The organism is Luteimicrobium xylanilyticum (assembly GCF_009429125.1).
GTDB lineage: Bacteria > Actinomycetota > Actinomycetes > Actinomycetales > Cellulomonadaceae > Luteimicrobium > Luteimicrobium xylanilyticum.
On the sequence record NZ_CP045529.1, the window covers coordinates 3744315 to 3769576 of the forward strand.

Annotated in this window: 28 protein-coding genes; 10 read left to right on the plus strand and 18 right to left on the minus strand. The window is 72.1% G+C overall.

The features are described 5' to 3' along the window. Positions 1-47 precede the first annotated feature (47 nt). The gene (locus KDY119_RS16560) at positions 48-350 is read right to left on the minus strand and encodes a DUF805 domain-containing protein (protein WP_051136145.1); all 303 of its coding nucleotides are present in this window, start codon (positions 348-350) and stop codon (positions 48-50) included. Between the two features lie 149 nt (positions 351-499). Next, the gene (hisC, locus tag KDY119_RS16565; RefSeq protein ID WP_036948953.1) at positions 500-1633 is read right to left on the minus strand and encodes a histidinol-phosphate transaminase; all 1134 of its coding nucleotides are present in this window, start codon (positions 1631-1633) and stop codon (positions 500-502) included. Positions 1634-1708: 75 nt separating this feature from the next. On the opposite strand from hisC, the gene KDY119_RS16570 reads away from it, so the two are divergent. After that, positions 1709-2098 (plus strand): phage holin family protein, encoded by a 390-nt coding sequence (locus KDY119_RS16570; RefSeq protein WP_036947582.1) that lies wholly within the window; start codon positions 1709-1711, stop codon positions 2096-2098. Here the strand turns inward: KDY119_RS16570 and KDY119_RS16575 are convergent. Both KDY119_RS16575 and KDY119_RS18955 read right to left on the minus strand, forming a co-directional pair. After that, the gene (locus KDY119_RS16575) at positions 2061-3476 is read right to left on the minus strand and encodes an alpha/beta hydrolase (RefSeq protein ID WP_194174462.1); all 1416 of its coding nucleotides are present in this window, start codon (positions 3474-3476) and stop codon (positions 2061-2063) included. The two genes, KDY119_RS16570 and KDY119_RS16575, sit on opposite strands and share 38 nt — an antisense overlap. 4 nt (positions 3477-3480) lie before the next feature. Next, entirely contained in the window at positions 3481-3795 is a 315-nt protein-coding gene (locus KDY119_RS18955; RefSeq protein WP_194174464.1) for a hypothetical protein, read from the minus strand. Positions 3796-3902: 107 nt separating this feature from the next. Here KDY119_RS18955 and purB point away from each other — a divergent pair, with 107 nt between their 5' ends. Beyond that, the gene (gene purB / locus KDY119_RS16580; RefSeq protein WP_153022772.1) at positions 3903-5354 is read left to right on the plus strand and encodes an adenylosuccinate lyase; all 1452 of its coding nucleotides are present in this window, start codon (positions 3903-3905) and stop codon (positions 5352-5354) included. A 39-nt stretch (positions 5355-5393) separates the two neighbouring features. Here purB and KDY119_RS16585 read toward each other — a convergent pair whose 3' ends face one another. From KDY119_RS16585 to KDY119_RS16595, 3 genes are all read right to left on the minus strand, one after another. After that, on the minus strand, positions 5394-6185 hold the full coding sequence (locus KDY119_RS16585; protein WP_036947585.1) for a hypothetical protein: 792 nt from the start codon (positions 6183-6185) through the stop codon (positions 5394-5396). Next, positions 6182-7171 carry a type IV toxin-antitoxin system AbiEi family antitoxin gene (locus KDY119_RS16590; protein ID WP_148284048.1) on the minus strand — a complete coding sequence of 330 codons (990 nt, stop codon included), beginning with the start codon at positions 7169-7171 and terminating at the stop codon, positions 6182-6184. Before KDY119_RS16590 ends, KDY119_RS16585 begins: the two co-directional genes overlap by 4 nt. Before the next feature lie 99 nt (positions 7172-7270). Then, on the minus strand, positions 7271-7714 hold the full coding sequence (locus KDY119_RS16595; RefSeq protein ID WP_036947587.1) for an SRPBCC family protein: 444 nt from the start codon (positions 7712-7714) through the stop codon (positions 7271-7273). 48 nt (positions 7715-7762) lie between these two features. Here KDY119_RS16595 and KDY119_RS16600 point away from each other — a divergent pair, with 48 nt between their 5' ends. Together KDY119_RS16600 and KDY119_RS16605 are read left to right on the plus strand one after the other, a co-directional pair. Then, entirely contained in the window at positions 7763-8038 is a 276-nt protein-coding gene (locus tag KDY119_RS16600) for a FitA-like ribbon-helix-helix domain-containing protein (RefSeq protein WP_227994707.1), read from the plus strand. Continuing rightward, complete coding sequence (locus tag KDY119_RS16605; RefSeq protein WP_036947589.1) at positions 8035-8427, plus strand: type II toxin-antitoxin system VapC family toxin; 393 nt, start codon at positions 8035-8037, stop codon at positions 8425-8427. The genes KDY119_RS16600 and KDY119_RS16605 overlap by 4 nt, the downstream gene beginning before the upstream one ends. Positions 8428-8436: 9 nt before the next feature. Here the strand turns inward: KDY119_RS16605 and KDY119_RS16610 are convergent, their stop codons facing one another. The 5 genes from KDY119_RS16610 to KDY119_RS16630 form a co-directional block, all read right to left on the minus strand. Then, complete coding sequence (locus KDY119_RS16610; protein WP_153022558.1) at positions 8437-9756, minus strand: SH3 domain-containing protein; 1320 nt, start codon at positions 9754-9756, stop codon at positions 8437-8439. A 162-nt stretch (positions 9757-9918) separates the two neighbouring features. Continuing rightward, the gene (locus tag KDY119_RS16615) at positions 9919-11592 is read right to left on the minus strand and encodes a cation:proton antiporter (RefSeq protein WP_036947591.1); all 1674 of its coding nucleotides are present in this window, start codon (positions 11590-11592) and stop codon (positions 9919-9921) included. Positions 11593-11629: 37 nt separating this feature from the next. After that, the gene (locus tag KDY119_RS16620) at positions 11630-11881 is read right to left on the minus strand and encodes a hypothetical protein (protein WP_148283955.1); all 252 of its coding nucleotides are present in this window, start codon (positions 11879-11881) and stop codon (positions 11630-11632) included. A gap of 145 nt (positions 11882-12026) precedes the next feature. Then, complete coding sequence (locus KDY119_RS16625; protein WP_153022559.1) at positions 12027-12362, minus strand: DUF952 domain-containing protein; 336 nt, start codon at positions 12360-12362, stop codon at positions 12027-12029. Next, positions 12359-13636: a glutamyl-tRNA reductase gene (locus tag KDY119_RS16630; protein WP_051136341.1), complete on the minus strand. Its 1278-nt coding sequence runs from the start codon at positions 13634-13636 to the stop codon at positions 12359-12361. Before KDY119_RS16630 ends, KDY119_RS16625 begins: the two co-directional genes overlap by 4 nt. A 47-nt stretch (positions 13637-13683) precedes the next feature. On the opposite strand from KDY119_RS16630, the gene hemE reads away from it, so the two are divergent. From hemE to KDY119_RS16655, 5 genes are all read left to right on the plus strand, one after another. After that, positions 13684-14763: a uroporphyrinogen decarboxylase gene (gene hemE, locus KDY119_RS16635; RefSeq protein WP_153022560.1), complete on the plus strand. Its 1080-nt coding sequence runs from the start codon at positions 13684-13686 to the stop codon at positions 14761-14763. Positions 14764-14829: 66 nt separating this feature from the next. Beyond that, complete coding sequence (locus KDY119_RS16640) at positions 14830-16293, plus strand: protoporphyrinogen/coproporphyrinogen oxidase (protein WP_153022561.1); 1464 nt, start codon at positions 14830-14832, stop codon at positions 16291-16293. Between the two features lie 93 nt (positions 16294-16386). Next, on the plus strand, positions 16387-16683 hold the full coding sequence (locus KDY119_RS16645; RefSeq protein ID WP_083890761.1) for a helix-turn-helix domain-containing protein: 297 nt from the start codon (positions 16387-16389) through the stop codon (positions 16681-16683). After that, on the plus strand, positions 16680-17930 hold the full coding sequence (locus KDY119_RS16650; RefSeq protein WP_036948961.1) for a type II toxin-antitoxin system HipA family toxin: 1251 nt from the start codon (positions 16680-16682) through the stop codon (positions 17928-17930). The genes KDY119_RS16645 and KDY119_RS16650 overlap by 4 nt, the downstream gene beginning before the upstream one ends. A 43-nt stretch (positions 17931-17973) precedes the next feature. Next, entirely contained in the window at positions 17974-18360 is a 387-nt protein-coding gene (locus tag KDY119_RS16655; RefSeq protein ID WP_227994405.1) for a VOC family protein, read from the plus strand. 9 nt (positions 18361-18369) lie between these two features. Here the strand turns inward: KDY119_RS16655 and KDY119_RS16660 are convergent, their stop codons facing one another. The 6 genes from KDY119_RS16660 to KDY119_RS16685 all read right to left on the minus strand — a co-directional run bounded on the left by KDY119_RS16660 (position 18370) and on the right by KDY119_RS16685 (position 23920). Next, complete coding sequence (locus KDY119_RS16660; RefSeq protein WP_051136342.1) at positions 18370-19266, minus strand: alpha/beta fold hydrolase; 897 nt, start codon at positions 19264-19266, stop codon at positions 18370-18372. An 86-nt stretch (positions 19267-19352) separates the two neighbouring features. Continuing rightward, positions 19353-20561 carry an ABC transporter permease gene (locus KDY119_RS16665; RefSeq protein ID WP_036947595.1) on the minus strand — a complete coding sequence of 403 codons (1209 nt, stop codon included), beginning with the start codon at positions 20559-20561 and terminating at the stop codon, positions 19353-19355. Next, complete coding sequence (locus KDY119_RS16670; protein WP_227994406.1) at positions 20558-21301, minus strand: ABC transporter ATP-binding protein; 744 nt, start codon at positions 21299-21301, stop codon at positions 20558-20560. The genes KDY119_RS16665 and KDY119_RS16670 overlap by 4 nt, the downstream gene beginning before the upstream one ends. Continuing rightward, on the minus strand, positions 21298-22401 hold the full coding sequence (locus tag KDY119_RS16675) for a hypothetical protein (protein WP_148284049.1): 1104 nt from the start codon (positions 22399-22401) through the stop codon (positions 21298-21300). The genes KDY119_RS16670 and KDY119_RS16675 overlap by 4 nt, the downstream gene beginning before the upstream one ends. Positions 22402-22592: 191 nt before the next feature. Further along, positions 22593-23357, minus strand: a complete 765-nt coding sequence (locus KDY119_RS16680; RefSeq protein ID WP_036947597.1) for a hypothetical protein — start codon at positions 23355-23357, stop codon at positions 22593-22595. A 143-nt stretch (positions 23358-23500) separates the two neighbouring features. Next, positions 23501-23920 carry a peptidase inhibitor family I36 protein gene (locus tag KDY119_RS16685; RefSeq protein ID WP_153022562.1) on the minus strand — a complete coding sequence of 140 codons (420 nt, stop codon included), beginning with the start codon at positions 23918-23920 and terminating at the stop codon, positions 23501-23503. A 296-nt stretch (positions 23921-24216) separates the two neighbouring features. On the opposite strand from KDY119_RS16685, the gene hemC reads away from it, so the two are divergent. Further along, the gene (gene hemC / locus KDY119_RS16690) at positions 24217-25260 is read left to right on the plus strand and encodes a hydroxymethylbilane synthase (protein ID WP_153022563.1); all 1044 of its coding nucleotides are present in this window, start codon (positions 24217-24219) and stop codon (positions 25258-25260) included. The last annotated feature ends 2 nt before the right edge of the window (positions 25261-25262 follow it).

Consider the following 25262-nt stretch of genomic DNA (forward strand, 5'->3'; position numbering starts at 1 on the left):
GTGGGGCGGCCGAGCAACAGGGGGCGGGAGGTGCACCGGGTGCCGCGTCAGCCGGGGTACGGGCCGCCAGGCTGTCCGTACATGCCGGGCGGCGGAGGCGTCTGCGCCTGGGTGCGCCACGCCGCCAGCTCACGTTCGACGGGCCAGCGCGAGAAGGCGAACACGAGGAACATGATCGTGTTCAGCAGCGGCACGAACGTGACCAGGATCCACCAGCCGGAGTAGCCCGCCTTCTGGATCACCCGGATCCCGGCGACGAGGAACAGGACCCAGAACGCGACCGCCACGAGGATGACGGCGATCCCCGCGCCGCTCACCGCCCAGTCGGACACGGTCGTGTCGTTCTCCATCGCTGGCCTCCGCCCACCGACGCGCGGCCGTCGACGACGGCGCTCAGACGCCTCGCTGCGATCCTCTCGCCTCCCGGCCGCGGCGGCGAGCGGGCGGGAGCCCGGCCGACCACCGCACCGACGCGCGTGGTGGGGGCGCGCGCCCGAGGTCAGCGACGCCAGGACGCGGCGACCCGCAGGAACGCGTCGTTCGCGTCCCGTTCGCCGACCGTCACCCGGATGCCCTCGCCCGCAAACGGCCGGACGAGCACGCCCGCCTCGCGGGCCTCCGCGCCGCGCCGCAACGTCTCCTCGCCCAGCCCGAACCAGACGAAGTTGCCCTGCGCGTCGGGCAGCTCCCAGCCCTGGTCACGCAGCTCGCCCAGCATGCGCGCCCGCTCGACGACGAGCGCCTCGACCCGCTCGAGCAGCTCGTCCTGCGCGTGCAGGCTCGCGATCGCGGCCCGCTGCGCCAGGTCCGACACCCCGAACGGCGTCGACACCGACCGCACACCGGCGGCGAGGTCGGGTCGCGCGACCGCGTACCCGACGCGCAGCCCGGCGAGCCCGTACGCCTTGGAGAAGGTCCGGAGCACGACGACGTTCGGGTGCGCCGCGTAGACGGCGAGACCGTCCGGGACCTCGGGGTCGCGGACGAACTCCACGTACGCCTCGTCGAGGAGCACGAGCACGTCGGAGGGGACGGCCGCGAGGAACGCGTCGAGCTCGTCGCGGTGCACCGCCGGCCCGGTCGGGTTGTTGGGCGTGCACACCGCCACGACACGCGTCCGGTCGCTCACCGCGGCCGCGAGCGCCGGGAGGTCGAGGCGGCCGGCGGAGCCGCTCGACGCGAGCGGGACAGGGACGAACGTCGCCCCCGACACCGCGACCGCGATCGGGTACGCCTCGAACGAGCGCCACGGCACGACCACCTCGTCGGCGGGCTCGCAGACGGTCTGGAGGACGTGGGCCAGCACCGCGACGGAGCCCGTGCCCACGACGACCTGGTCGGGGGTCACGGTGAGCGGGATCCCGTGGCTGGTCGCGTGGTCGGTGAGCGACGCGGCGACGGTCTCGGTGAGCTCGGTCGCGTACATGTCGGGGTAGCGGTGCGTGTCGCCCGCGGCCTCGCGGATCGCGTCGAGCACCGACGGCAGCGGGGGGTACGGGTTCTCGTTGGACGACAGCTTGAACGTCCGTGACCCGGGCTCGGTGCGTGCCCCGGGGACGTAGGGCGGGAGGGCTGCGACGGCGGTGCGCAGCGGGACGCCGGAGGTGCCGGGCGCGGGGGTGTCGGTGCTCACCGGCCCAGGATGCCACTCGCGCACCGAGCTCCCGAACCCGCGCACGACACCGTCGCGGATGGCAGGATGTCGCGCATGTGGTTCATCGTCCGAGTTGCCGTGACCGCGTTCGCCGTGTGGTTGGCGACCTTGCTCCTCGGCGACCACCTCTGGATCGTGCCCAAGGACGCGGAGGCCGGCAAGACGGTCGTGATCCTGGTCGCGGTCGGCCTGCTGCTCACGCTGGTCAACCTGATCGTCAAGCCGATCGTGCACGTCATCGCCTTCCCGTTGTACATCCTCACGCTGGGCCTGTTCTCGCTGGTCGTGAACGCGCTCCTGCTGATGCTCGTCGCCTGGATCACCGAGCAGACGGACTGGGGCATCCGCGTGGACGGGTTCTGGTGGGCGGTGCTGGGCGCGCTGGTCATCGCGATCCTGCAGACGATCATCGGGGCGGTCGTGCCGGGGTCTCGCCGACGCTGACGCCGGCGCCGGCGTCGTCCGTGGCCGACCGGCCCGGTGCGACGACGGGCATCCCCCCGCGCTCGCCGCGGAAGTACCAGGTGCGTGTCGCGACGTCGGGCGTGCCGGCTCCGAGCGACGCGTCGAGCTCGGCGAGCGTGCGGTCGAGCGCCGGGTCGTGCCGGGCCCGGGCCTCGGCGAGCACGGCCGCGTGCACGGCGAGGCCGTGGGTCCCGCCGCCGTACGGCGCCCCGTCGAGCGCGTCCCGGACGACGTCGTCGTCGCCCGACGCGTGCACGACGACGTGCCGTGGCCCGGGCGGGTTGGGGCCGGGGTCGAGCGCGGAGACGAGCTCGCGCGCGTTCTCCACGTTGAGCGTGAGCGTCTCGTCCGGCACCCGGATCCCGCCCGACGGCGCCCCCGCGGTGACGAGCCCGGTGAACCGGTAGCGCCGGCGCAGCGCGGGGTTCGTGACGACCCGGGTCGCTGCGATCCCGCCGAGCGAGTGCCCGACGACGACCACGGACGCCCCCTCGGGCACGACCCGCCGGAGCACCTCTGCGACCTCGTCGGTGTAGTCGCTGGCCCGCCCGCCGACGAGGTCGAGGTCGCTCGTGAGGTCCCGCGGGTTGGCGAAGTCCCCCGCACCGTCGCCCACGACGTTCCAGTCCTGGGTGCCGGGCAGCAGGACGACGTACCGGGCGTCCGGGCCGTCGCCGATCCGCTGGACGGCCAGCACGCCGTCCCCCGCCTTGTTGGGGACCTCGAGCGTGCGCAGCGCACCCTCGACGCTCCCGGGCGCGGCGAGGTTCGGCAGCGGCAGGTCGGGGCGGCCGGCCACAGTCCCCTGGGTGATCTCTTCGACCCGCAGATCGTCGCCCTGCCGTACGCGGGCGGCGCCGTCGAACAACCACGACACCGCACCCGCGACCCTCTCGACGGAGGTGCCGCCGTGGGCCCACAGGGGGACGAGCGGGACGAGCTCCGCGGCGAGGACCTGGATGCCGGCGGGGGCGGCGGCGTCGAGCAGGCGCACCGCGAGGTCGTCGTGGTCCTCGTAGAGGCGCGCGGCCCGCAGCACGGCGCGCGCGAGGTCCTCGAGCGCTCCCGACGCCCGCAGCACCGCGCCGTCGGCAGCCGCCACGTCGTCGAGGGCGACGGCGACCGCGACGGAAGCGCCGGTGCCCCAGCGCGTCGTCGCGACGTCTGCGCCGGACCAGGGGACGACGGCGCCGGCCCACGGCACCTCGCCGGTCCGCAGCGCGACGCGGGACCGGGCCACGTGGAGGCGTGCGTCGTCGAGCCGGCCGGCCGCGTCCCGCAGTGCGTCGGCGGCACGCCGCATCGTGTCGGTCTCGGCGGCCGTGTACCCGCCGGTGATCGTGATCCCGTCGCCCACGTCCTCACCGCCCACCCGGACGCCCGGCGAAGCACGCGGGCGGCTCGCCCTCCCGCGCCCGCTGCTCGGCCGCACGCGCGGCGCCTGCCGCACCGTCGAGCAGGGTCACGGCGTCGTCGACGGCGCCGAGCGCCTCGTCGACCCGGCCGCCGTACGCGCGCGCGGCCCGCGACACCCAGTCGACGTCGAGCGCGCGAGCGGCGACGACGTGGGCCTCCGCGGCGGCAACGGCGGCCGCATCGAGCGCACGGCTCGCGGTCGCGTCGACCGCCGCCGGAGGCGGGACGGTGCGGGGGAACGGAGAGGGCTGCTCGGTCACGGCCGGGACGCTACGGTCGGGGCCGACGACGGCGCCGCCACCGGTACGGACGCTGGGGATCCCGCGCCCCGGACGCCCCCTGGGGGTGGCGCCCGCCGCATGGGACACTGAGGTACGTGAACCTTGCCGACGTGACGCCCCCGATCGCCCTCGGTCCGCTCGACGGCCGCTACCGGCCCGCGGTCGCCCCGCTCGTCGACCACCTGTCGGAGGCCGCCCTGAACCGGGCCCGCATCCACGTCGAGGTCGAGTGGCTCATCACCCTGTGCGACGGCGTCCCCGGCGTGACGCAGGGCGCGGTCGTCCCCGGCGCCCCCGGCCTGTCCGACGCGGATCGCGCCTACCTGCGCGGCATCCCCGAGGCGTTCGGCGCCGAGGAGATCGCCGAGCTCGCGACCATCGAGCGCGAGACCGTCCACGACGTCAAGGCCGTCGAGTACTTCGTCAAGCGGCGCCTGGCCTCCGCTCCCGACGTCCTCGGCGACGGCACCGTGCTGCCCGGCGTCGGCGAGCTCGTCCACTTCGCGTGCACGAGCGAGGACGTCAACAACCTCTCGTACGCGCTCATGGTCCAGGGCGCGGTGCGCTCGGTGTGGCTCCCCGCGGCGACGGCGCTCGCCGACCAGGTCGCGGACCTCGCCCGCGAGCACGCGGCCGTCCCGATGCTGAGCCGGACACACGGCCAGCCCGCGACGCCCACGACGCTCGGCAAGGAGCTCGCCGTCCTCGCGCACCGCCTGCGCCGTCAGCTCCGCCGCGTCGAGGGCGCCGAGTACCTGGGCAAGCTCAACGGCGCGACCGGCACCTACGGCGCCCACACGGTCGCTGTCCCCGGCGTGGACTGGCCGGCCGTCTCGAAGCACTTCGTCGAGCACCTGGGCCTGGTGTGGAACCCGCTCACCACGCAGATCGAGTCGCACGACTGGCAGGCCGAGCTCTACGCCGACGTCGCGCGCTTCAACCGGGTGCTGCACAACCTGGCGACCGACGTCTGGACGTACATCTCGCTGGGCTTCTTCGTGCAGATCCCCGTGCCCGGCGCGACCGGCTCGTCGACCATGCCGCACAAGGTCAACCCGATCCGCTTCGAGAACGCCGAGGCGAACCTCGAGATCTCGTCCGCGCTGCTCGACACGCTCGCGTCGACGCTCGTCACCTCGCGCCTCCAGCGCGACCTCACGGACTCCACCACGCAGCGCAACATCGGGACCGCGTTCGGGCACTCGCTGCTCGCCGTCGACAACGTCCGCCGCGGCCTGGGCGCGCTCGCCGTCGGCACCACCACCCTCGACGCCGACCTCGACGCCAACTGGGAGGTGCTCGGCGAGCCCATCCAGTCCGCGATGCGTGCCGCGTCGGTCGCCGGCGTGCCCGGCATGGACAACCCGTACGAGCGGCTCAAGGAGCTCACTCGCGGCCAGCGGATCGACGCCGCGCAGCTCCGCGAGTTCGTCGCCGGCCTCGGCCTGCCCGACGACGTCGCCGCCCGGCTCTCCGCGCTCACCCCGGCCACGTACACGGGTCTTGCGGAGCAGCTGGTCCGCGACTACCTGGCCTGACGCTCGACGAGTCTGTCCGGGCCGGCGGCCAAGGGCGCGTCAGCTTCCTTGAGCAGACGTCACATGCCTTGCGACGAGCCCGGCCATCCGGAACCGGTCGAGCTGCCCGTACACCGGAAGACCTGAACTCTTGCGGATGATGTTTCGTCCGAGCTCTTGAAGTATCAGGCTCGTGTCTTTGCGGAATCCCTTCAGGCCTGTCTCGTTCAAACGCCAGGCGACGTCGGGGTGCTGCTCACGGATCTCCAACAGCGAGTGCAGGTCGGCGAGGTCCTTCTCCGATCTACGGTTCTTCCAGGCGTGAGCCTTGAGCACGACTGCCGCCTCGACGTCCGGGACGCAGGTCTTGTAGTCGATGGTCTGCCCGCCCCAGAGTTCCGCCGAGACATGGAGACGCAGAGCAGGCGACATCAGAACGAACCGCAGTTCGGGCAACGAGTCGACTCGCCCGAGGCCGTCGATATCGAGGGGCCTAATGCCCGGCACAGAACCCTGGCGCGACACCAGCAGGTTGATCTCGACGCGCTGATCGTCACCCAGATCCTTGGCAAAGACGTTGCTCTTCTCCTGGGAGAAGTCCTGTGCCAGTAGATGCGCGGTGATGTGCCCGACCACCTCGACATCGCCGACTGCGGCGTCCGCGTCGAGAGTGGACCGCAGAGTCGCGCGGGGCGTCGGATACACGTGGAGCAGGAGACGAACCATGGTCCCGCCGACGATCCGATAGTCGCCGGTCTCTCCGACGGCATCCGAGACCGCCTGTTGGCCGAGGTAGGACAGACTGTCGGAGTTGCTCGTCGCGTGGACCCGAACGTCTATCACGTCGGTCATTGCGAACCGTTCGTGATGAAGCGTGCGAGGTGCGTGGCGGCTTCGTCACCGCCCACGTCGGCGCTGTGAACGAGGTCCCAGTAGACGATCGCTGCGTCTGCCGTGCGCATCGTCTCTCCACCTGCCTGGCTTGCTGGGGCACGTAGATCCACCAAGCGCCACAGCGTGGGATCGCGTGGAACACACGTGACGAGCGTCGCCTCTTCGATCGGTGCCGGGACGAAGCCGTCGCCCGCGAGGTCGATGGGGTCTTCTACGTACAGTCGCGCGGTTGTCGGAAGCTTCCACGGCGCAAGTCGGTCAGCCCCGACGTCGCCACTCACCAAAGGTCTGAGCTCAAGAAGCTCAGCTAGATCCGAGGACTTGGCGGCCTGCTCTGTGACCGCATCCAGGCTGTACCAACCGAACTCTTGTCCGCCCGGGCCGCCGTATTCGCTGACCCATGCCGACAACAAGGCAGTGCGGTCTTTCGCGAGGAGGCCCTTGCCCTGGTCGTGGACCAGGTCTCCGAGATAACGGGCAGCGTTGGAGACCGACTGCTGGCTGATGCCCAAGGCGTCAGCGATCACCGGCTGTCTCGCCGGCTCCCGCGCCAGGAGCAGATACCGTTCGACTGCCCAGCGTGTCCAAGCCGGGCGAGGCGGCGCCTTGGGGCGACGGGCTGGTTTCTCGGCCACTGCATAGGAGACTCCCTCATGGACGAGACGAAGCGGCTCAGCCGTCAGGATGTCGATCTCGCCCGCCTCTGCACGAGCCAGCACCTGCTTGGTGGCGATCGCTCCGACAAGCAGTGGGCGGACACCTTCGCCCGTGCCGTGCGCGCGCTGGTTCCGGACGACGTGCGACGTGAGACGCTGGACAGGACGGGCCGGTGCGACCTCGAAAGGCCGACCTCCCGGTGCGCGGAGAAGCCAAGATCCGCGCGAGCTTCCTTGAGTGATGGTGATCTCGAGTTCGCGGAGAAGATTCACGACGTCGACGCTCACATGATCTCCAACCAGCCTCGTCCCGTGTTCTCGGCTGTAGCTTGTTGGACAACGTAGCACAATACTGATATGTAAGGCGATCCTCGAACAGGCCGGCGATCATCCCAGTGCCTCGACGAGGAGACGGCCACGGCGGCCGATCAGCCGGCGCAGGTAGGGCACGAGCACGAGACGCTCGGCGACACGCCCGAGCACCGGCGACGCCACGAGGATCCGGTCCGTCATGACGGTCTCCTCGCCGTCGCGCTCGAACACGTGCTCGTGCACGAACGACCGGAACGGCCCGGTCACCTGCACGTCGAGGAACCGGTGGGGCCGCTCGAGCTCGACGACCTGCGCCGTCATGGTGAACCGGACCCCCAGGTGCCGGCCGGACCACGTCACCGTCTCCCCCAGCCCGATCCGGCCGCTCGTCACGCCGCCGACGGCGCGCTCCCCCGAGCCGGGCATCGACCGGACGTGCGCGTCGACGTCGAGCGCGAGGTCGAACAGCCGCTCCACGGCATGACGGGTCCGCGTGACGACGACGAGCTCGCTGGGCACCCGCTCATCATCGCAACCTGCCTGGCATGCTAGCGTCATGACGTGAGCATGCTTCAGGTGAAGAACCTCCCGGCCGAGCTGCACGCGGCCCTTGCGGCTCGCGCGCGCGCCCGGGGCGTCACGATGTCGGAGTACGTGACCCGGCTGCTCGAGCGCGATCTCGCCAGGCCCACCGTCGACGACTGGGTGGCCGAGCGCCGCCGCGCCGCCGCGCCGGCCCGGGTGATCGACGTCGTCCACGCGCTCGACGACGCGCGGCTCGAGTACGCGCCCGACCCCGCGGCCCCGACCCACCCGACCGGCCCCCGGCCCGCGCACGCATGAGGCTCGTCCTCGACGCGAGCGCAGCGGTGAACACGCTCGTCCCCGGCATGCTCCGGGAGGCGACCTGGCGCCACCTCGACGGAGCGGAGCTCGTCGCACCCGCGCTCGTCGACACCGAGGTGCTGTCCGCCGTCGCCCGGCTCGAACGCGGAGGGACCATCAGCGAGGCCGAGGCGAACGAGGCCGTGGACGCCTGGCTGCGACTTCCCCTCGACCGCGTGCCGGGCGAAGTCGTCGCACGGGAGGTCTGGGGTCTGCGCCGAACGATCAGGGTCGCCGACGCCCACTACGTCGCGCTCGCCCGGCTGCTCGATGCGCCCCTGCTCACCGCCGACACCCGGCTCGCGCGCGCCCCGCTCACCGGGGTGACCCTCGTCGTCGTGCAGTGAGCCGGATGCTCACTTCTTGGTGCGCAGGTACTCCGTCGCGACGTAGCCGGTGTGCCCGGACACGCTGACCTTCTGCCAGCCCTTCGACACCGCTGCGAGCGGCTGGACCGCCTTGTTCTTCTTGAGCTTCGCGACGACCTTCGACGACGTCGACGCCTTCGCCCGGAGGTTGAGCGTCGTCACGTTGACGTACTTGAGCGCGTAGAGGGCCTGCGCCTTGGTGGCCTTGAGGTACTGCGTGGCGACGTACCCGGTGTGCCCGCCCGACGCGACCTTGACCCACCCGGACTTCGACACGCTGCCCTGGTAGGTGACGGCGGCGCCGCGCTTGAGCTTCGCGACCACCTTCGAGGACGTCGACGCGCTCGCCCGTAGGTTGAGCGTGGTCACCGCGACGTAGCGGACGGTCTTGGGGGTGGGCTTCGTGGAGGTCGCCGGGGGCACGTAGACCTTCGACGGCCCGACGTACGTCGAGTAGACCCAGCCCGACCTGCTGCCGTACTTCACGGGCAGCCACCCGTTCGACTTGCTGCCGGGCTTGGTCGTGAGCTTCGCGTTGACGGGCAGCACGACCTCGCTCGGCGTGCTCGTGCTCGCCCCCACCCGCAGGTTCAGGCGCGCCCGCGCGTAGTACGTGCACGACGACGGCACGGTGCGCTTGATGGCCGACGTCGCCCCCGCGGTCAGGTTCACGCCGTGGGCCTTCATGTACACGAGGGGGTCAGTCGAGGACACGCCGTATCCGCCCGGCCAGACCTCCAGGTGCAGGTGGGGGCCGGTCGCGACCCCGTTCGAGCCGACGTCGGCGATGTGCTGGCCGGCCTTGACCGTCTGTCCCGCCTTGACGTACTTGGTCGCGTTCCACATGTGCCCGTAGACCGTGGAGACCTTCTTGCCGGCGATCACGTGGTCGATGACGATCCACTGCCCAAACCCGGACACTGCTCCGGCCTTGCGCACGACGCCGTTCGCGACCGCGTAGATCGGCGTCCCGTCCGTGGCGGCCATGTCCTGGCCGAGGTGCCAGTCGGACGCGTTCACGGTCGGCATGCAGCGCGGGCCGTAGTACGACGACAGCCGGTACTTCCCGGCCTTGAGCGGGGTGACCACCTTCGTGGTGTTGGTCGGTGTGGCGGCCTCGAGCGCGGACGCGAGGACCGCGGGCTCGATCGTCGCGGCGCCCGGGGCCGCGGCGTTCGCGGCCGCGGTGCCCACGCCCGCGAACGCCAGCGCTGCGGCGACCGTGAACGTGAGCCGTCGGGCGGCGGCGCCGCGCGGCGGACGCGTCGCGGGACTCCCCGCCACCTGCTTCGAATCGTTGCGAACCATAGCCGTGCCTCCCCCTAGGAACCCCTGTGACGCCGTCGTCGGACCCGTCTGCACGGATCCTTCACAAGCCTTCGCAAGATAGCCCGGGAGAACCGTTTTCGCGCGCGCTGAAGACGTCGCCGCAGGTCAGCCGCCTGTGAACGCGACGACGGACGATCACGCTCAGCCCGCGAGCCGGCCGCGCAGGTCGATCGCGATCTCGTCCGCGTCGAGGTTCGAGAGCGCGTCCTCGAGCAGGTCGGCGTCGAACGTGCCGTCGTCCCGGGCGTCGAGCAGCGCCGCCCGCTGCGCCGCGATCACCTCGAGCCGGTACCGCTTCTGCTCCGCGAACTGCTCGGGCCGCGGCTCGCCTTCGCGTACCGGGGGTTCGGCGACGTCCGCCGAGCTGGAGCGCAGGATCTCGAAGAGCCGGGTCCGCTCGGCGCTCGCGCGCTCCTCGGCGGCGGCCTGGTCGACCTGCGGCGCGAGCCGCCGGAGCAGCGGGCCGATCGTGCCACCCTGGAGCAGCAGGGACAGCGCAGCGACCGTGTACGCCACCAGCACGAGGACCGACCGCTGGGGCGTGTCGTCCGGGAGCGTCTGGGCGGCGGCGACCGTGACCGCACCCCGCATGCCCGCCCACACGACCGCCGTGCCCTCCCGCCAGCCGAGCGGCTCGCGCAGGAAGTACTCGACGTCGGCGAGGCCGCGCGTGATCCGGACGGCGAACCGGTCGAGGTCGCTCTCCGAGGGACGGCGCCCGGGACGCGCGCTCGCCCGCTCCAGGATCTCCTGCTTGCCCTCGGGTGTCGTCATCTTCTCCTGCATCTCGACGAGCCGCGGCTGCAACTTCTCGCGCCGCCGGGCGCGCCGCGCCAGGCTGACGAGCAGCGACGAGACGTAGACCGCCCGCACCAGGACCGTGATCACGAGCGCCCCGAGCGCGACGAGCACCGCCGTCCCGACCCCCGCGTGGTCCTCCTCGACGCGGGTCACGACCTCCTTGAGCTGCACGCCCATCGTCAGGAACACCGCGCCCTCGAGGACGAGCTCGACCGTCCGCCAGTTCTGCGTGTCGGAGAGCCGGTTCTCCGGGGACAGCTGCCGCGGCGCCCGAACCCCGGTCGCCAGGCCGGCGACGACGGCCGCCACGAGCCCCGACGCGCCGAGCGCCTCCGCGGGGACGGCCGCGACGAACGGCACCGTGAACGAGATGACCGTGTTGACGGTCGCGTCGGTCACCCGTCGACGCACCACGAGGTTCAGCCACCCGACGACACCCCCGACGACGACCGCGACCACGACGGAGTACGCGAATGTCCCGAGCGCGCCCCAGAACGAGAACGACGCCGCGGTCGCGACGATCGCGGTACGCAGGATCACGAGCGCCGTCGCGTCGTTGAGCAGGCTCTCGCCGTCGAGCATCGCCACGACCCGCTTGGACACCGACGTCTGCTTGATGATCGACGTCGCCACCGCGTCCGTGGGGCTGACGATCGCACCCAGCGCGACGCCCCACGCGAGCCCGATCCCGGGGATCACGAGCGAGAAGAACAGGCCGAGCACGAGCGAGCTCGCCACCACGAGCACGACCGACAGCCCGCTGATCGCGCCGAACTCGCGCCGGAAGTTCATGGCCGGCATCGACACCGCGGACGAGTAGAGCAGGGGCGGGAGCACCCCCTCGAGGATCCACTCGGGCTCGATCTCGACGGCCCCGAACGCGGGAACGAAGCTCGCGGCGACGCCGACCGCGACGAGGACGAGCGGCGCAGCGACACCCAGCCGCGGACCGAAGACCGTCGCCGCGGCGATCACCAGAAGGCCGCAGACGATGACGACGAGGAGCTCGGTCACCAGGTCAGACTGGCAGCACCCCGCCCCCGAGGCGACCTCAGCGGTACTGACGACGGCGGACCGCGTCCACCGCCCCGAAGCACGCCCGCGCGGCGGTGCGCCCGAGCGCCCGGCCGACGGACGTCGTCGTCGGCGCGGGAGGGAGGTCGAGCGGGTCGAGACGACGTCGGGCGGCGAGCTGCACCGACGCCGGCGGCAGGAGGCCCGACAGGTCCGCGTCGACGCCTCGCGCGGCCAGGACCGCGTCCAGGCGCACAGGCAAGGGCGGGACGCTGTCCGGAGCGGTCATGGGTCCTCCTCGGGTTCGCCGTCGAACCCTGCTCTGCCCCTGATGGATCGCCCCCTGCGGACCGCGGCGCGGACCGGGCACCACACTAGCCACGCGCGACCCGGATCGCGAGACCTCCCGGGTCGCGACCGTCAGGACGACCGCGTCACCACGACGGCGGGGCGAACGCGCCGTCGGGCCCGGGCAGCCACGGGTCGGTGCGCACGACGGCGCGCACCGGCAGCGGGCCGTACAGGTGCGGGAACCACGGTGCCGCCGGGTCCGCCGGGTCGCCCGGCTCCCAGCGCAGCGGCGCGTCGACGAGGGCCGGGTCGACCGTGAGCAGCAGCAGGTCGTGGGCGCCCCGGTGCAGGGCGGTGGCCGGGAGGTGGACGGTGCCGCGGTCCGAGAGGTGGACGAAGCCGTCGGCCGCGAACCCCGCGGGGACGTAGGTCGTGGCCGTGGGGTCCCAGGCCGCCGCAGGGCAGAAGTGGTAGATCACGACGGTGCCGCGGTCGACCGCAGCGCCACGATGTCGCGGTGCAGACGGGCTCGCACCTCGCGCCGCGCGGCGAGCTCGACCTCCTCGGCATCCACCTCGACGCCCTCTGCGGCCGCCTCGGCGAGGCGCTCGGCCACGAGCCGGTCGATCTCCACGTCCGCGGCGCGCACGAGCTCGACGACGCGCGCGTCCGACGCGCGGTAGCCCTCGCCCTGGAGGAAGTGCTCGGCGGCGTGGTCGACGATCGCCGCCGCCTCGGCGACAGCCGCGCCCGAGACGTGCGGCGCGCGCGCCTGGAGCGCGGCGAGGTCGTAGAGCAGGACGCCGTCGACGTCGGCCACCTGGGGCGCGATGTCGCGCGTGAGCGCGAGGTCGAGGACGACGAGCGGGCGGGTCGTGGCCTCGTCGCCGGCGGCCTTCGCGGCACGGGCACGAGCGCCGAGCACCTGGGCGGCGTCGAGCGCGGGCCGCAGGGACGCCGTCGGGTCGCCGACGCGGCCCCCGCCCGAGCAGGCCACGACGAGGTCGACGTCCTCGAGCTCCTCCAGCAGGTCTCCCGCGGGATGGACGTCGACGCCGTCGGCCGCGTGCGAGGCCACGAACGCGTCGGCGCGCCCCGACCGCGAGAACACGCGCACGTCGCGCACGCCCCGGGCTCGGAGGGCGGCGAAGCTCGCGCCGGCGTACGAGCCGGTGCCGACGAGCAAGGTCCGGACCTGCGGCCAGGGCGGCAGGTCGGCGCCGGCGAGGTCGAGGCCGAGGGAGACGAGCGAGCGCCCGGCCGCGCTGAGCGCGGTCTCGTTGCTCACGCGCTTGGACGCCCGCGCCGCCGCCTGGAAGAGCCGCTCGAGGGGCGCCGTCGTCGTGCCGGCCGGGCGGGACGCCTCGACGGCGCGCTTGACCTGACCGGCGATCTGCCGCTCCCCCACGACCATCGAGTCGAGGCCCGACGCGACGGCGAACAGGTGCCGCGCGACGTCCTCGCCCGAGCGGACGGTCAGGGCGGCGTGCGCCTCGTCGGGCGTCAGCGTCGAGGACGCCGCCACGACCCGCGCGACCTCGCGCACGGCGTGCTCGCGGGCGACGTCGTTCACCGAGTCCGCGACGTCCACGTACACCTCGAAGCGGTTGCACGTCGCGAGCACGACGGCACCGCTGATGGGGGCGCACCGCACGAGGTCCGACTCGACGACACGGTGGGCGCCCGACGAGAGGCGCTCCAGCGTCTCCAGGTCGAGGTCGTGATGACTGGCGGTGAAGGAGAGCAGAGGCACAGTGCTTCGATTGAAGCACCGCGGCCCGGTCGCGGCACAATCGGAGTGTGACCCCCAGCAAGACTCTTCCCGACGCGCACCCGCTCGCCTCCGGACGCACCAGCGCGGCCCCGCTCGTGCGCGCGCTGAGCGGTGACCGCCCCGACACGCTGCCCGTCTGGTTCATGCGCCAGGCCGGCCGGTCGCTGCCGGAGTACAAGGCGGCACGCGAGGGCACGACGATGCTCGAGTCGTGCCTGGATCCCGCCCTGAGCAGCGAGATCACGCTGCAGCCGGTGCGTCGGCACGGCGTCGACGCGGCGGTCTTCTACTCCGACATCGTGGTGCCGCTGCTCGTCGCCGGGGTGGGCGTGGAGATCCAGCCGGGCGTCGGCCCGGTCATGGACCAGCCCTACCGCACCGCCGACGACGTCGCCCGGCTGGTCGAGCACGAGCTCACCTGGGAGGCGCTCGCGCCGGTGCGCGAGGGGGTCGAGCGGACCGTCGCGGAGCTGGGTGAGATTCCTCTCATCGGGTTCGCCGGGGCCCCGTTCACGCTCGCCGCGTACCTCGTCGAGGGCCGGCCGTCGCGCGACCACCTCGCCGCGCGCACCCTCATGCACGCCGACCCCGAGACGTGGTTCTCGCTCGTCGAGTGGGCCGCTGACGTGACCGGCACGTTCCTGCGCGCCCAGGTGCTGGCCGGGGCGAGCGCCGGCCAGCTCTTCGACTCGTGGGCGGGCGCCCTGTCGCTCGACGACTACTCGCGCTACGCGCTGCCCGCGTCGTCGCGCGCGCTCACGCACGTGACCGACCTCGTTCCTGCCGTCCCGCTCGTCCACTTCGGCACCGGGACCGGGCACCTGCTCGAGGCCATGCGCCACGCGGGCGCCGGGGCGATCGGCGTCGACTACCGCACGCCTCTCGACGAGGCCGCGAAGCTCCTCGGCGGGACCACGCCGCTCCAGGGGAACATCGACCCCGCCCTGCTGTTCGCGCCGTGGGAGGTGCTCGAGGAGCACGTGCGCGACGTCGTCGAGCGGGGGAGGTACGCGCCCGCGCACGTCGTGAACCTGGGGCACGGGGTCCCGCCCGAGACCGACCCGACGGTCCTGACGCGCGTCGTCGAGCTCGTCCACTCGCTGTGACCCCGGCCCCTTCTCACGAGGTAGTACGGCCGCCGTACTACCTCGCGGGAGTGCGGGGGTGGGCGCGTGGCTGAGCGGTGGGACGCCGTCGTGCTCGGGGCGGGCGTCGGAGGGCTCGTCGCCGCCTTCGACCTGTCGCGCGGCGGGGCGCGCGTGCTCGTGCTCGACGCCGCGGACCGCCCGGGCGGGACCGTCGCCGGAACGACGGTCATGGTGGGGGACGGGCGGACGGTCGCCGTCGACGTCGGGGCCGAGTCCTTCGCGACCCGGACGCCCGTCGTCGGCGACCTGGCCCGCGAGCTCGGGCTGACGGTCGTCGACCCGGACCTTCGCGGCGCCTGGGCGTACGCGGGAGCGGGCACCGACGACGACCCCGCCCGGGCGCTCCCGCTCCCCCGCACCGCGACGCTCGGCATCCCGACGACCCCCTGGGCGCCCGACGTGCGCCGCGTCCTCGGGATCGCCGGCGCCGTCCGCGCCTGGTGGGATCTCGGGATGGCGCGCACGCCCGTCCCCGACTCGCTGGCCGCGTGGGTCACGCAGCGCCTCGGTCCCACGGTGCTGGAACGGCTCGTCGCGCCCGTCGCGGGCGGCATCCACTCGGCCGACCCCGCGACGCTCGACCCGCGCGCCGTCGCCCCGCAGCTCGTCGCCGCGTACGAGAAGACGGGCTCGCTGCTGCGCGCCGCGTCGACGCTCGCCGACGCCCCGGGGCGGGGGAACACCAAGCCCGGCTCGGCGGTCGCGGGCATCGACGGCGGGATGCACCGGCTCGTCGAGGCGCTCGCCGACACCGTCAGCAGCGCCGGCGGCGAGGTCCGGCTCGGTGTCCGCGTCGACGGGTTGGAGCGGGTCGAGGACGGCGACGGGGGCTGGCGCGTCACCGGAACCGCAGGCGCCGGGACCGTCGCCGCCGAGGCGCCTCGCGTCGTCGTCGCGCTCCCCCGCACTCCCGCGCTCGCGCTCCTCGCCCCCCTCCTCGGCCCCGAGCTGCCAGAACCCGGTGAGGCTCCGGGCTCACGAGGCTCTGACACGTCGCGGGGCGGGTCCGACGTCCGCCTGATCACGCTCGTCCTGCGCGCCCCCGTGCTCGACGTCGCGCCCCGCGGCACCGGCGTCCTCGTCGCCCCCGGCGCCGACGTCCGCGCGAAGGGCCTCACGCACGCGAGCGCCAAGTGGTCGTGGCTGCGCTCGCAGCTGCCCGACGGCGTGCACGTGGTCCGGCTGTCCTACGGCCGCGCGGGCGACCCCGAGCCGACCGTCCCGCCGACCGTCGAGGAGGCCGTCGCCGACGCCGCCCGCCTGCTCGGCGTCCCGCTCGACCCGTCCCAGGTGCTCGACCACCTCGACACGCACTGGCCCGACGCGCTCGCGCCCGCCCGCCCCGCGGACCGTGCCACCGCCGACGACGCCGCCCACCGGCTGCCCGGTCTCGCCGTCGTGGGGGCGTGGGTCGCGGGAACGGGGCTGGCCGCCGTCGTCGGGCAGGCGCGGGCAGCCGTGGAGGGGACGCGCGCCGTCGGACGCTGACGTGTCCCTGCGGCCTTCTCTCCGTAACGATCGCTATGACGACCGTTATCACCTATAGTGGTCAGTATCTCGACCACTATCCCAGGAGAACTCATGGCCGCGCCACTCCCAGCCGTCATCCTGAGATCGGCACGCGAGATCGGCCTCGACTTCGCGGGCTGGCGAAAGGTCCTCGGGCTCACCGCCGCGCAGGTCGCCGATCGAGCCGACATCACGCGTGGCACACTGCGCAAGCTCGAGCAGGGCGATCCGAGCGTGAGCTTCCACGTCGTGCTGCGGGTCGCCAGGGCGCTGGGCGTCCTCGACACCCTCACCGATGCGCTCGATCCCCTGGCCAGCGACCTCGGCCGGGCACGCGCCGGTCAGCTCGAGCGGAAGCGCGTGCGATGACCCACTACGACGCGCTCGAGGCCCACGTCGAGCTCGACGGAAGTGCCGTGCTCGCCGGCCGCGCGCAGTTCCACCGCAACCGCGGTCGGTTGACCTCCACCACGTTCCAGTACGACCTCACGTACTTCGAGCACGTGTCCGCCTACCCGCTCGACCCGGCACTTCCCCTCGTCTCCGGCACCCAGCAGACTCCCGGGCTGCCCGGCGCCTTCGCGGACTCGGCGCCCGACCGCTGGGGCCGCAACCTCATCATGAAGCGCGAGCGCGCGTTCGCACGTCGGGAGCAGCGTCGACCGCGAGACTTCGACGACGCCGACTTCCTTGCCGGCGTGAGCGACGCCACCCGCCAGGGTGCGATCCGGTACCGTGCCGGCTCCGGCCCCGTCGACCCGTTCCTGGATCCCGGGCACGACGTGCCACGGCTGATCCACCTGCCTGAGCTGCTCCACGCGGCCGACGTCGCCGCGCGAGACGGTGCCGGCGAGCTCGACGCCGTGAAGGCGCTGCTCGCAGCCGGCACCGGGTCCCTTGGTGGAGCGCGCCCCAAGGCGGCCGTGCTCGACGCCGACGGCCACCAGCTGATCGCGAAGTTCCCGCACCACGACGACGACTGGGACGTCATGGCCTGGGAGGCGACCGCGCTGGATCTGGCCGGTGCTGCCGGCGTGTGCGTCGCACAGCATCGTCTCGTGGAGGTCGAAGGGCGTCACATCCTCCTGCTCGATCGGTTCGACCGTGGCGACGACGGCAACCGCATCGGCTACATGAGCGCGATGACCCTGCTGGAGCAGCGTGACGGAGAAACCGCCGACTACGTCAATGTCGCGGAACGGCTCACCCAGGTGAGCGTGAGCGCGACCGACGACGCGGAACAGCTCTTCCGTCGGGTCGCGCTCAGCGTGGGGCTGAACAACACGGACGACCATCTCCGCAACCACGGGTTCCTCCGGCGCCGCGGAGGGTGGACGCTGAGCCCTGCGTTCGACGTGAACCCGAATCCTGAGCCCGAGCTGCGTCAGACGACGATCGCGGGTGCAGACCTGCCCGGCGACGAGACGGAAGGACTTCTCGAGCTCGCCCGGTCGTGCAGGCTCGCCCCGGGCCGGGCCCGGTCCGTATGCGTCGAGGTCGCTGCGGCGATCGACGGTTGGCGGGACTCGGCCGTGCGCAACGGGGTGAAGGAGTCCGAGCTCGACCAGTTCGAGAGCTCCTTCGCTGCCGGGCTCCGCACGCTTCGCGAGGTCTGAGCCGGGCCTCGCGCGGACGGCGGCGCTGCGGGAGGATCACCCGGTGGGCTCTCTGACCGGCATCGACCACCTCGTCCTGACCGTCGCCGACGTCGCAGCGTCCGCGGCCTTCTACGAGCGGCTCGGCCTGCGGCACGAGACGTTCGGTGAGGGCCGGCACGCCGTCGTCGGGCCCGGGTTCAAGCTCAACCTGCACCCGGCGGCCGGGGACCCGATCGAGCCGCGCGCCGCGCGCCCGACGCCGGGCAGCGCGGACGTCTGCCTCGTCCACGACGGGCCGCTCGCCGAGATCGTCGCGCTGCTCGACGACGTGGGCGTGCCGGTCGAGCTCGGTCCCGTCCGTCGCACCGGGGCACGCGGGCCCATGACGAGCGTGTATGTGCGCGACCCCGACCGGAACCTCGTGGAGCTCTGCTCATACGAGGGCTGAGGGCCGACCTCAGTACCGCGGCTGCACCGCGGGCGCGCCCTGGAAGAAGGGCTCGAGGAGGTCGGCGACGCGTGCCGGGTCACCGTCGTTGTCAGGGCCGTCGTGCGTCATGCCGCTCAGGGTGACGCGGTGGGAGTGCGGCAGGACCTCGGCGAGCGCCGCGAGCGTGACGTCGAAGTAGGCGGGGCTCTTCGCGCCGCCGAGGAGCAGGACGTCCGCGCCCACGGCCGCGTAGTCAGGGGTCGTGTCGGCGAGCTCGGACACGAGCGCCATGTCGTGGTGCAGGGCCCGGATCACCTCGGACGTCGACGCGTCGCCCGGCGCCGCGCGCTGGAACCGCAGGACGAGCCGCAGCAGCGGCGTCACGAGGAACGACGGCAGCCGGAAGAACCCAGGCGCGACCCGCAGCCCGACCATCGCGGTCCGCATCGCGGCGGCGAGGCGCCCGGCGGCGACCTGGCGGTCGTACGTCGGGACCCACGCGGTCGGGACGGACCCGCCGACCGACAGCGCCGGCTCGTACAGCGCCAGCCGTGTCAGCTCGGGGATCTCGGTGGCCGCCCGGAGCGCGGCGAGCCCGCCCGCGCTCAGCCCGAACACGGCGTGCGCGCCGGTCGCTTCGACGAGCGCACGCAGATCCTCGACCTCACGGGCTGCGTGGTCGACGTCGGGCCCGCTCCACGGGCTCGACCCGCGCCCGCGCCGGTCGGGGACGACCACCTCGAAAGACCCCGCGAGCGCCTCCGCGAGCCGCACGAGGTTCTGCCCGGCCTGGAGGCCGCCGTGCAGGAGGATCACCGCGGGGCCGTGCCCGGTCCGGCGGTAGCCGATGCGGGTGCCGTCCGCGGAGACGACGTGCCCGGTCGTGAAGGGCGCCGGGTTCGGCCGGCTCGTGCTGGTGTCCATGCGACGATCGTCGGCGCGAGCGCTGCCAGATCACTGACGCGGCGCTGACAGTGACTGCGGCTCGCGTGTTGCCATTCCGCTCGTGATCAGTCGGCTCGGACAGCCGTTGCAGGGTCCACGCGCGCGGCACGCAGCGCGGGATACATCGACGACACCACTCCGGTGGTCACGCCCAACAGCGGCCCCGCGGATAGCAGCACCAGCGGTAGCACGACCGTCCAGCCGTTCGCCATACAGATTCCGATGAGGACTACGGCTGACACGGCTGAGCCCAAGAGGCCACCGAGGAGCCCCGCAAGCCCGCCCTCGGCGAGGAAGAGGGACGCCACGTAACCGGACGACAACCCGATCGCTCGCCTCAGCCCGATCTCGCTCGTGCGCGCCATGACGGCGACGACCATCGAATTCGCGATGAGCAGGATGGACAGCACCAGGAGCAGACCACCGACTCCTGCAGCGAGACGCCCGAGCTGCGTAGCCACACCTCGGCGCGCGTCGCTGGCATCAACTACTACGGATGCACGAAGACTCTGGGGGGCGTCGGGTCGAAGTGCGAGCGGGGCGGCACGTGAGACCGGTGCTCCCGCTCCTGGCTCCGTGCGGACGAACATCGTCGCCCTCGTGTCGGACCGCATCCAACCAAGCGCCACGGTGTACGGCACGAATATTGTCCGTGACGGATCGACGCTCCCGCCGGTGACGAATCCGACGACGTCGAACTGTGTGTCCCCGATTGCGATGGTGAGGTCCGTCGGATCATGCGTCACGGGCACATCGAGCAACTTCGCGAGGTCCGTGCCCAGGAGCACGACATGGCCGCTGCCGCTCAGCAGATGACGTGGATCAGCCAACGTGCTCGTCGTGTTCGTCGCGCCCAGGTAACCCGGATCGATCCCCGCGATCGTGACGGAGTCGATGTCACGCGGCCGACGGTCGAACGGCCGAGACAAGGCGGAGTCGATCATTCCGGTGACGTCGAGGAAGCGGCCAGAAGCCGCAACGCCCGCGATGGAGTCGACACGGACCTCGGCATCGCCGGGAAAGAGCGACTCGGGTGGGCCGGGCACCCCCGACGATCCTGCGTTTGCGGCGCTGCTCGACGCCGACACCGTGAAAACGTTGACAGTGTCCGCAGCCAGATTGGCGTCGACCTGGTGAGCAGCCGTGACCGAGATGCCGAACGAGCACAAGAGAGCACCGACACTCAGCCCGACGGCCACCATCATGAGCACCGCACGAGATCGCCGGGCAGACATCTCGACGAGAACGTCGGCGACGACGTCGCGTAGGTTCATCCCGATGCCCCGGCCGGCGTGACTCGCAGGTCTGAGGAGGCATCCGCATCAGAGGCAAGTACGTGGACCCGGTCCGCCCACGCCGCGACACGCGGATCGTGCGTGATGATGACGACCGCGACACCCTGAGCGACCTGCTCGTCCAAGAGCGCGAGGATCTTGTCCGCATTGGAGGGATCCAGATTTCCGGTGGGCTCGTCGGCCAGGACCACGTCAGGGCGCGTGACGACCGCGCGCGCAAGCGCGAGACGCTGCCGCTCCCCGCCGGACAACAGACGCCCGAGCGACGACGTGCGGTGCGCGAGACCGACTCGTGCAAGGACGTCGTCTGCGAGACGGTCGCGGTCCTTGCGAGGCACGCTTCGCGCGATCAGCGCGAGCTCGAGGTTCTCGCGCACCGTGCGGTGACCGAGGACGTGGCTGTCCTGAAACACGAACCCGATGGTGCGTGCCCGTAGCCTGTCGAGGGCTCGTCCCCGAAAGCCTGCGGTGGTCTCACCATGAACGGCCACTGTGCCCTCCGTGGGCGTGTCGAGCAGTCCGAGAAGGTTCAGCAGGGTCGACTTGCCAGCGCCGGAGGGCCCGACGACGGCGAGCCGTTCCCCACCCCGGACCTCGAGCTCTACGTGACGCAGCGCTTCGACCGCAGGCGGGCCTGGGTAGGTCTTAGCTAGTCCCGTCGCAGCGATGACCGTAGCCAGACCGATCCTGGACTCCCGACCCGGCGCGGTCGCCCTCACGGTTCGGAGACCACGACGACATCGCCCGACCGGAGCGAACCGCCGTCCACCAGTGCGTAGCCGTTGCCGCTGGCGCCCAGCTCCACGGTCACTCGCTCAGTGGTGGGATGTCCTTTGCCACCGGTAGGAGGGTTGGTCACCCGGAGCACGTAGGAACTCCCGTCCGCCGCGTCGCGCAACGAAGTGAGCGGGACCGCGAGCCCTTTCGAGGTCGGCGCTCCGCTTCGCGGCGTCACCGTCACGCTGTCACCGTCCGCGAGACCGTGGACGCTCGAAAGCTTGACCACGACATCGTTCCCGGGGCCTTGGGCGTCCTTCCCGGCGGTGAACTGCCCTACGTGGCTGACGACACCGTCCACCGAGACCGAGGTATCCACGACGGACGCAACTCTGACAGCCGCGCCCACCTTGGGAACCTGGTCGACGGCTGCCCGAACCGTAACCGTCGCGGAACCCGACCGGACGCTCAGGAGATCGTCACCGCCCGCGAGCGAGTCTCCGACTTTCGCCACTGCCACGACCTCAGCCCCGTGTGCGGGAACGAGGACAACCGCAGACCGTGGCAGCGGCGTCCCGGCTGCCGCTTCGGCCGTCGCCACGGCCTTGCTCGCTGAGGCAACGGCGGACGCTGTCTCACCCTCGTCATCCTTCGCGTCTGCGAGCGCCTGACGCGCAGTCGCCAGCGCGGCCCGCGCATCCCCCGAGGCCGGAGGCGGTGCGCCCCCACCGGACGAGAACAGCTTGGCGACCGCGACCGCCGTGCCCCCACCATAGGTGCCGTCCGCGGCGGCGCTGGACATCAGCCCGAGCGTCACGAGTTCATCCTGGACGGCCTTCACGTCACTCCCGGTATCGCCGGGAGCCAAGTCTCGGTACAGCGGGAATGGGAGGGCAAGGGCCACGACAGACGTCCCGGAGACTTCGCCGACGACCTGCCCCGGACGGAGCACGTCTCCACGACCAACGTTGATCTTGGTGACGACGGCGACACCATCGGGCGAAGGCACCGTGAGCGCCTCGGTATTGCCGAGACTTACGGTCCCAGTCAGCAGATCGTCTGAGTTGCGCACGGTGTGTTCCGCTACCTTTGCCGTCACCACGGGGCTAGTATCCGCACTCGCGATCGCCGCGTCCCACGGCGAGCGAACGCGGCCACCGACGACGAATGCTGCAGCGCAGATCGCGATGGTGATGGTGGCCCAAATTGCCAGCCAACGCCCGCGAGCTCGGCCTGGTCGGTGCATCATATTCTCCCGCATCGAGGAAGAGTCGGGAGCGCCCGACACCTCAGTCAGTCGCCCTTCGGCTCGAGGCCGTACTTCTGGTCGACCGCTCTCGCTCGGGTGAGGGCCCTTTGAACGACCGTCTGTTCCTGCGCCAGCTCGTCCGCATACTTCTCCACGATCTTCGCCTGTGCTCGCGCCTGGATGTCTGCCATCTTCTGGGTAAAGCCGGTCTCGTCCTTGCACGCGACGACTTTCAACGCGAGGGAGATCTGGTCTTTGTCGATGACACGGCCGTCCGCGCCGGCGGGGAACCAACGCTCCTCTGCCCCAGCCGCACGCATCCCTTGCTTCTGATAACAGGACACCAGCGTGTCGATCAAGGGCTTCATCCCGGGCAGCGATCCCGCGGCCGCCTTGTCATTCAGTGCCATCATCTCGCGAACCCAGGGGCCGTCCTGCGTCTGAACCGCGACGAAGAGGTCGCTGTCCGGCCCGTGACATGCGTCCACGACACGCATCTGCGACTCGGTCAACCCCTCGAAGGGCGCCTTGGCATTGCTGGGCCCGACGCTCGGCGCACCCACGATCCCGTTGGCTGCGAGGTCTCGATCGCTCATCGGGTGTACGAACGCGAATCGTCGTGCCTGGGAGGTCGTCCACGGGCCGAAGTACGACTCCGAGTCATAGGCCGCATCCAAGAGCGTCGGTGCGGGCGAGCCGACGGGAAGGTTGTGTGCGCGCGCGCACTGAACCTTCTCGGCCGACTGCGCCGTGACGATCTCGTCGAGCTGGTTGTCCGAGAGTGTAAACCGGTCGTACGGCAGGGTCACGGCTCCGGAGCCTCGATCGAGCTCCGGCGTCATGCTGACCCCCCGCACCTCCGTGGGCGACGCAGCTCTGGCGTGAGCACTGCTGCATCCTGCGAGAATGCCCCCGGCCACGATCGTCAGAACCCCCGTAGCAGCCAGGCGGCCTACGCGCACTTGAGGAATTCCGACGACTCGATCGTGTCGTTGAAGTTGATGCCCGCACCGTCGAAGCCCGCACCGTTCGAGAGGTTCGGGTCGCGGTAGTTCTCACCGACCTTCACCTCGCTGTACAGCGTGAAGTGGTCACCAGCGGGCGCCTGCGTGAGGCGTCCCCATCCCGACCAGTACCTCGACCAGCTGCAGTTCTTGCCATTGGCAGCCGCAGAAGACGCCGTGTTCGGGAACGCCGCCCAGTGGACCGTGTCTAGTGAAACGCAGTAGTCGTGACCGGCGTACGTCTGATCCTCGTAGCCACACATGTACCCGCTCGGCGCGGTGGCCGCCCCGGCCGCGCTTGCGCTCAGCCCGACCGCCCCAATCGTCGTCGCCACGCCGAAAATCACTGCCAGTATCGTTCGCTTCATTGCGGAGTCCCCATCCACGCTCCTGCGTGCACGCTCCTGCGTGCACGCTCCTGCGTGCACGCACCCCCTGACAGCACTGATGGCCGGAAGGCAATCGAAGGCTACGGGAGAACCCTCGCTCGGCGCAATAGTCGCTCGGCGCAATAGTCGAAGCGCCCATCTCGCTGCCGCTCGGAATCTGTGGCCCTCGCGGCTTGGGGCCGGCCGTGCGAAAAGCGTCGGCGCGGCACGTGACGCCGATCTGACGGCGGGTCAGGTGATTTCGCGCCGCCCCCGCCCGGGCGGACACTGGACGGGTGACCTCCACCCCCCCGACGGCGACCGTGCGCGTCGGCACCCGCGGCTCCACGCTCGCCCTCACCCAGACGCAGACGATCGCCGACCGGCTCGCCGAGCTCACCGGGCTCGAGGTGGAGCTGGTCCGGATCACGACCGACGGCGACGTGAAGACCGGCTCCCTCGCCCAGCTCGGCGGGACGGGCGTCTTCGTGACCGCGCTGCGCGAGGCGCTCCTCGACGGCCGCTGCGACGTCGCCGTCCACTCTCTCAAGGACCTGCCCGTCGCCCCCGCTCCCGGCCTGCGGCTGGTGAGCCCCGAGCGCGAGAACCCCCGCGACGTCCTGTGCTCGCGCACCGGCGCCGGCCTGTTCGCCCTGCCCGACGGCGCCCGCGTCGGCACCGGGTCGCCGCGCCGCGCTGCGCAGCTCCTCGCCGCCCGCCCCGACCTCGACGTCGTCGACATCCGCGGCAACATCGACACCCGCCTCGGCCGGGCGCACCCCGAGACCGGGGACCTGGACGCCGTCGTGCTGGCCCGGGCCGGGCTCGCACGGATCGGCCGGCTGGACGCGGTCGCGGAGGCGTTCGAGCCGGGCGTCATGCTGCCCGCGCCGGGCCAGGGCGCGCTCGCCGTCGAGGTGCGCGAGCTGCCGGACGACCCGAGCCCGCTCGACGCCGCGCTGCACCGGGCCCTCGAGGCGCTCGCGGACCGCGACACCACGCTCGCGGTGACGGCCGAGCGTGCGTTCCTCGCCCGGCTCGAGGCCGGCTGCGCCGCACCGCTGGGTGCGCTGGCGCACGTCGAGGTGACCGTCCCCGACGCCGACGACGACTCCCTCGCTCCGGACGGGGGCCCCGGCGACGGCGGCCGCTGCGAGGAGCTCGTCCTCGAAGCGGTCGCGGTCACGCTCGACGGCCGCACCTCCGAGCGCCGGACCGCCCGGCTCCAGGCCGGCGGCGGTGGCGACGGCATCACGCTCGACGACGCGACCCGCCTCGGCACGCAGCTCGCGGACGAGATCGCGGCGGCCATGCCGGACGTCGTCGGGGCCGGGCGCTGACC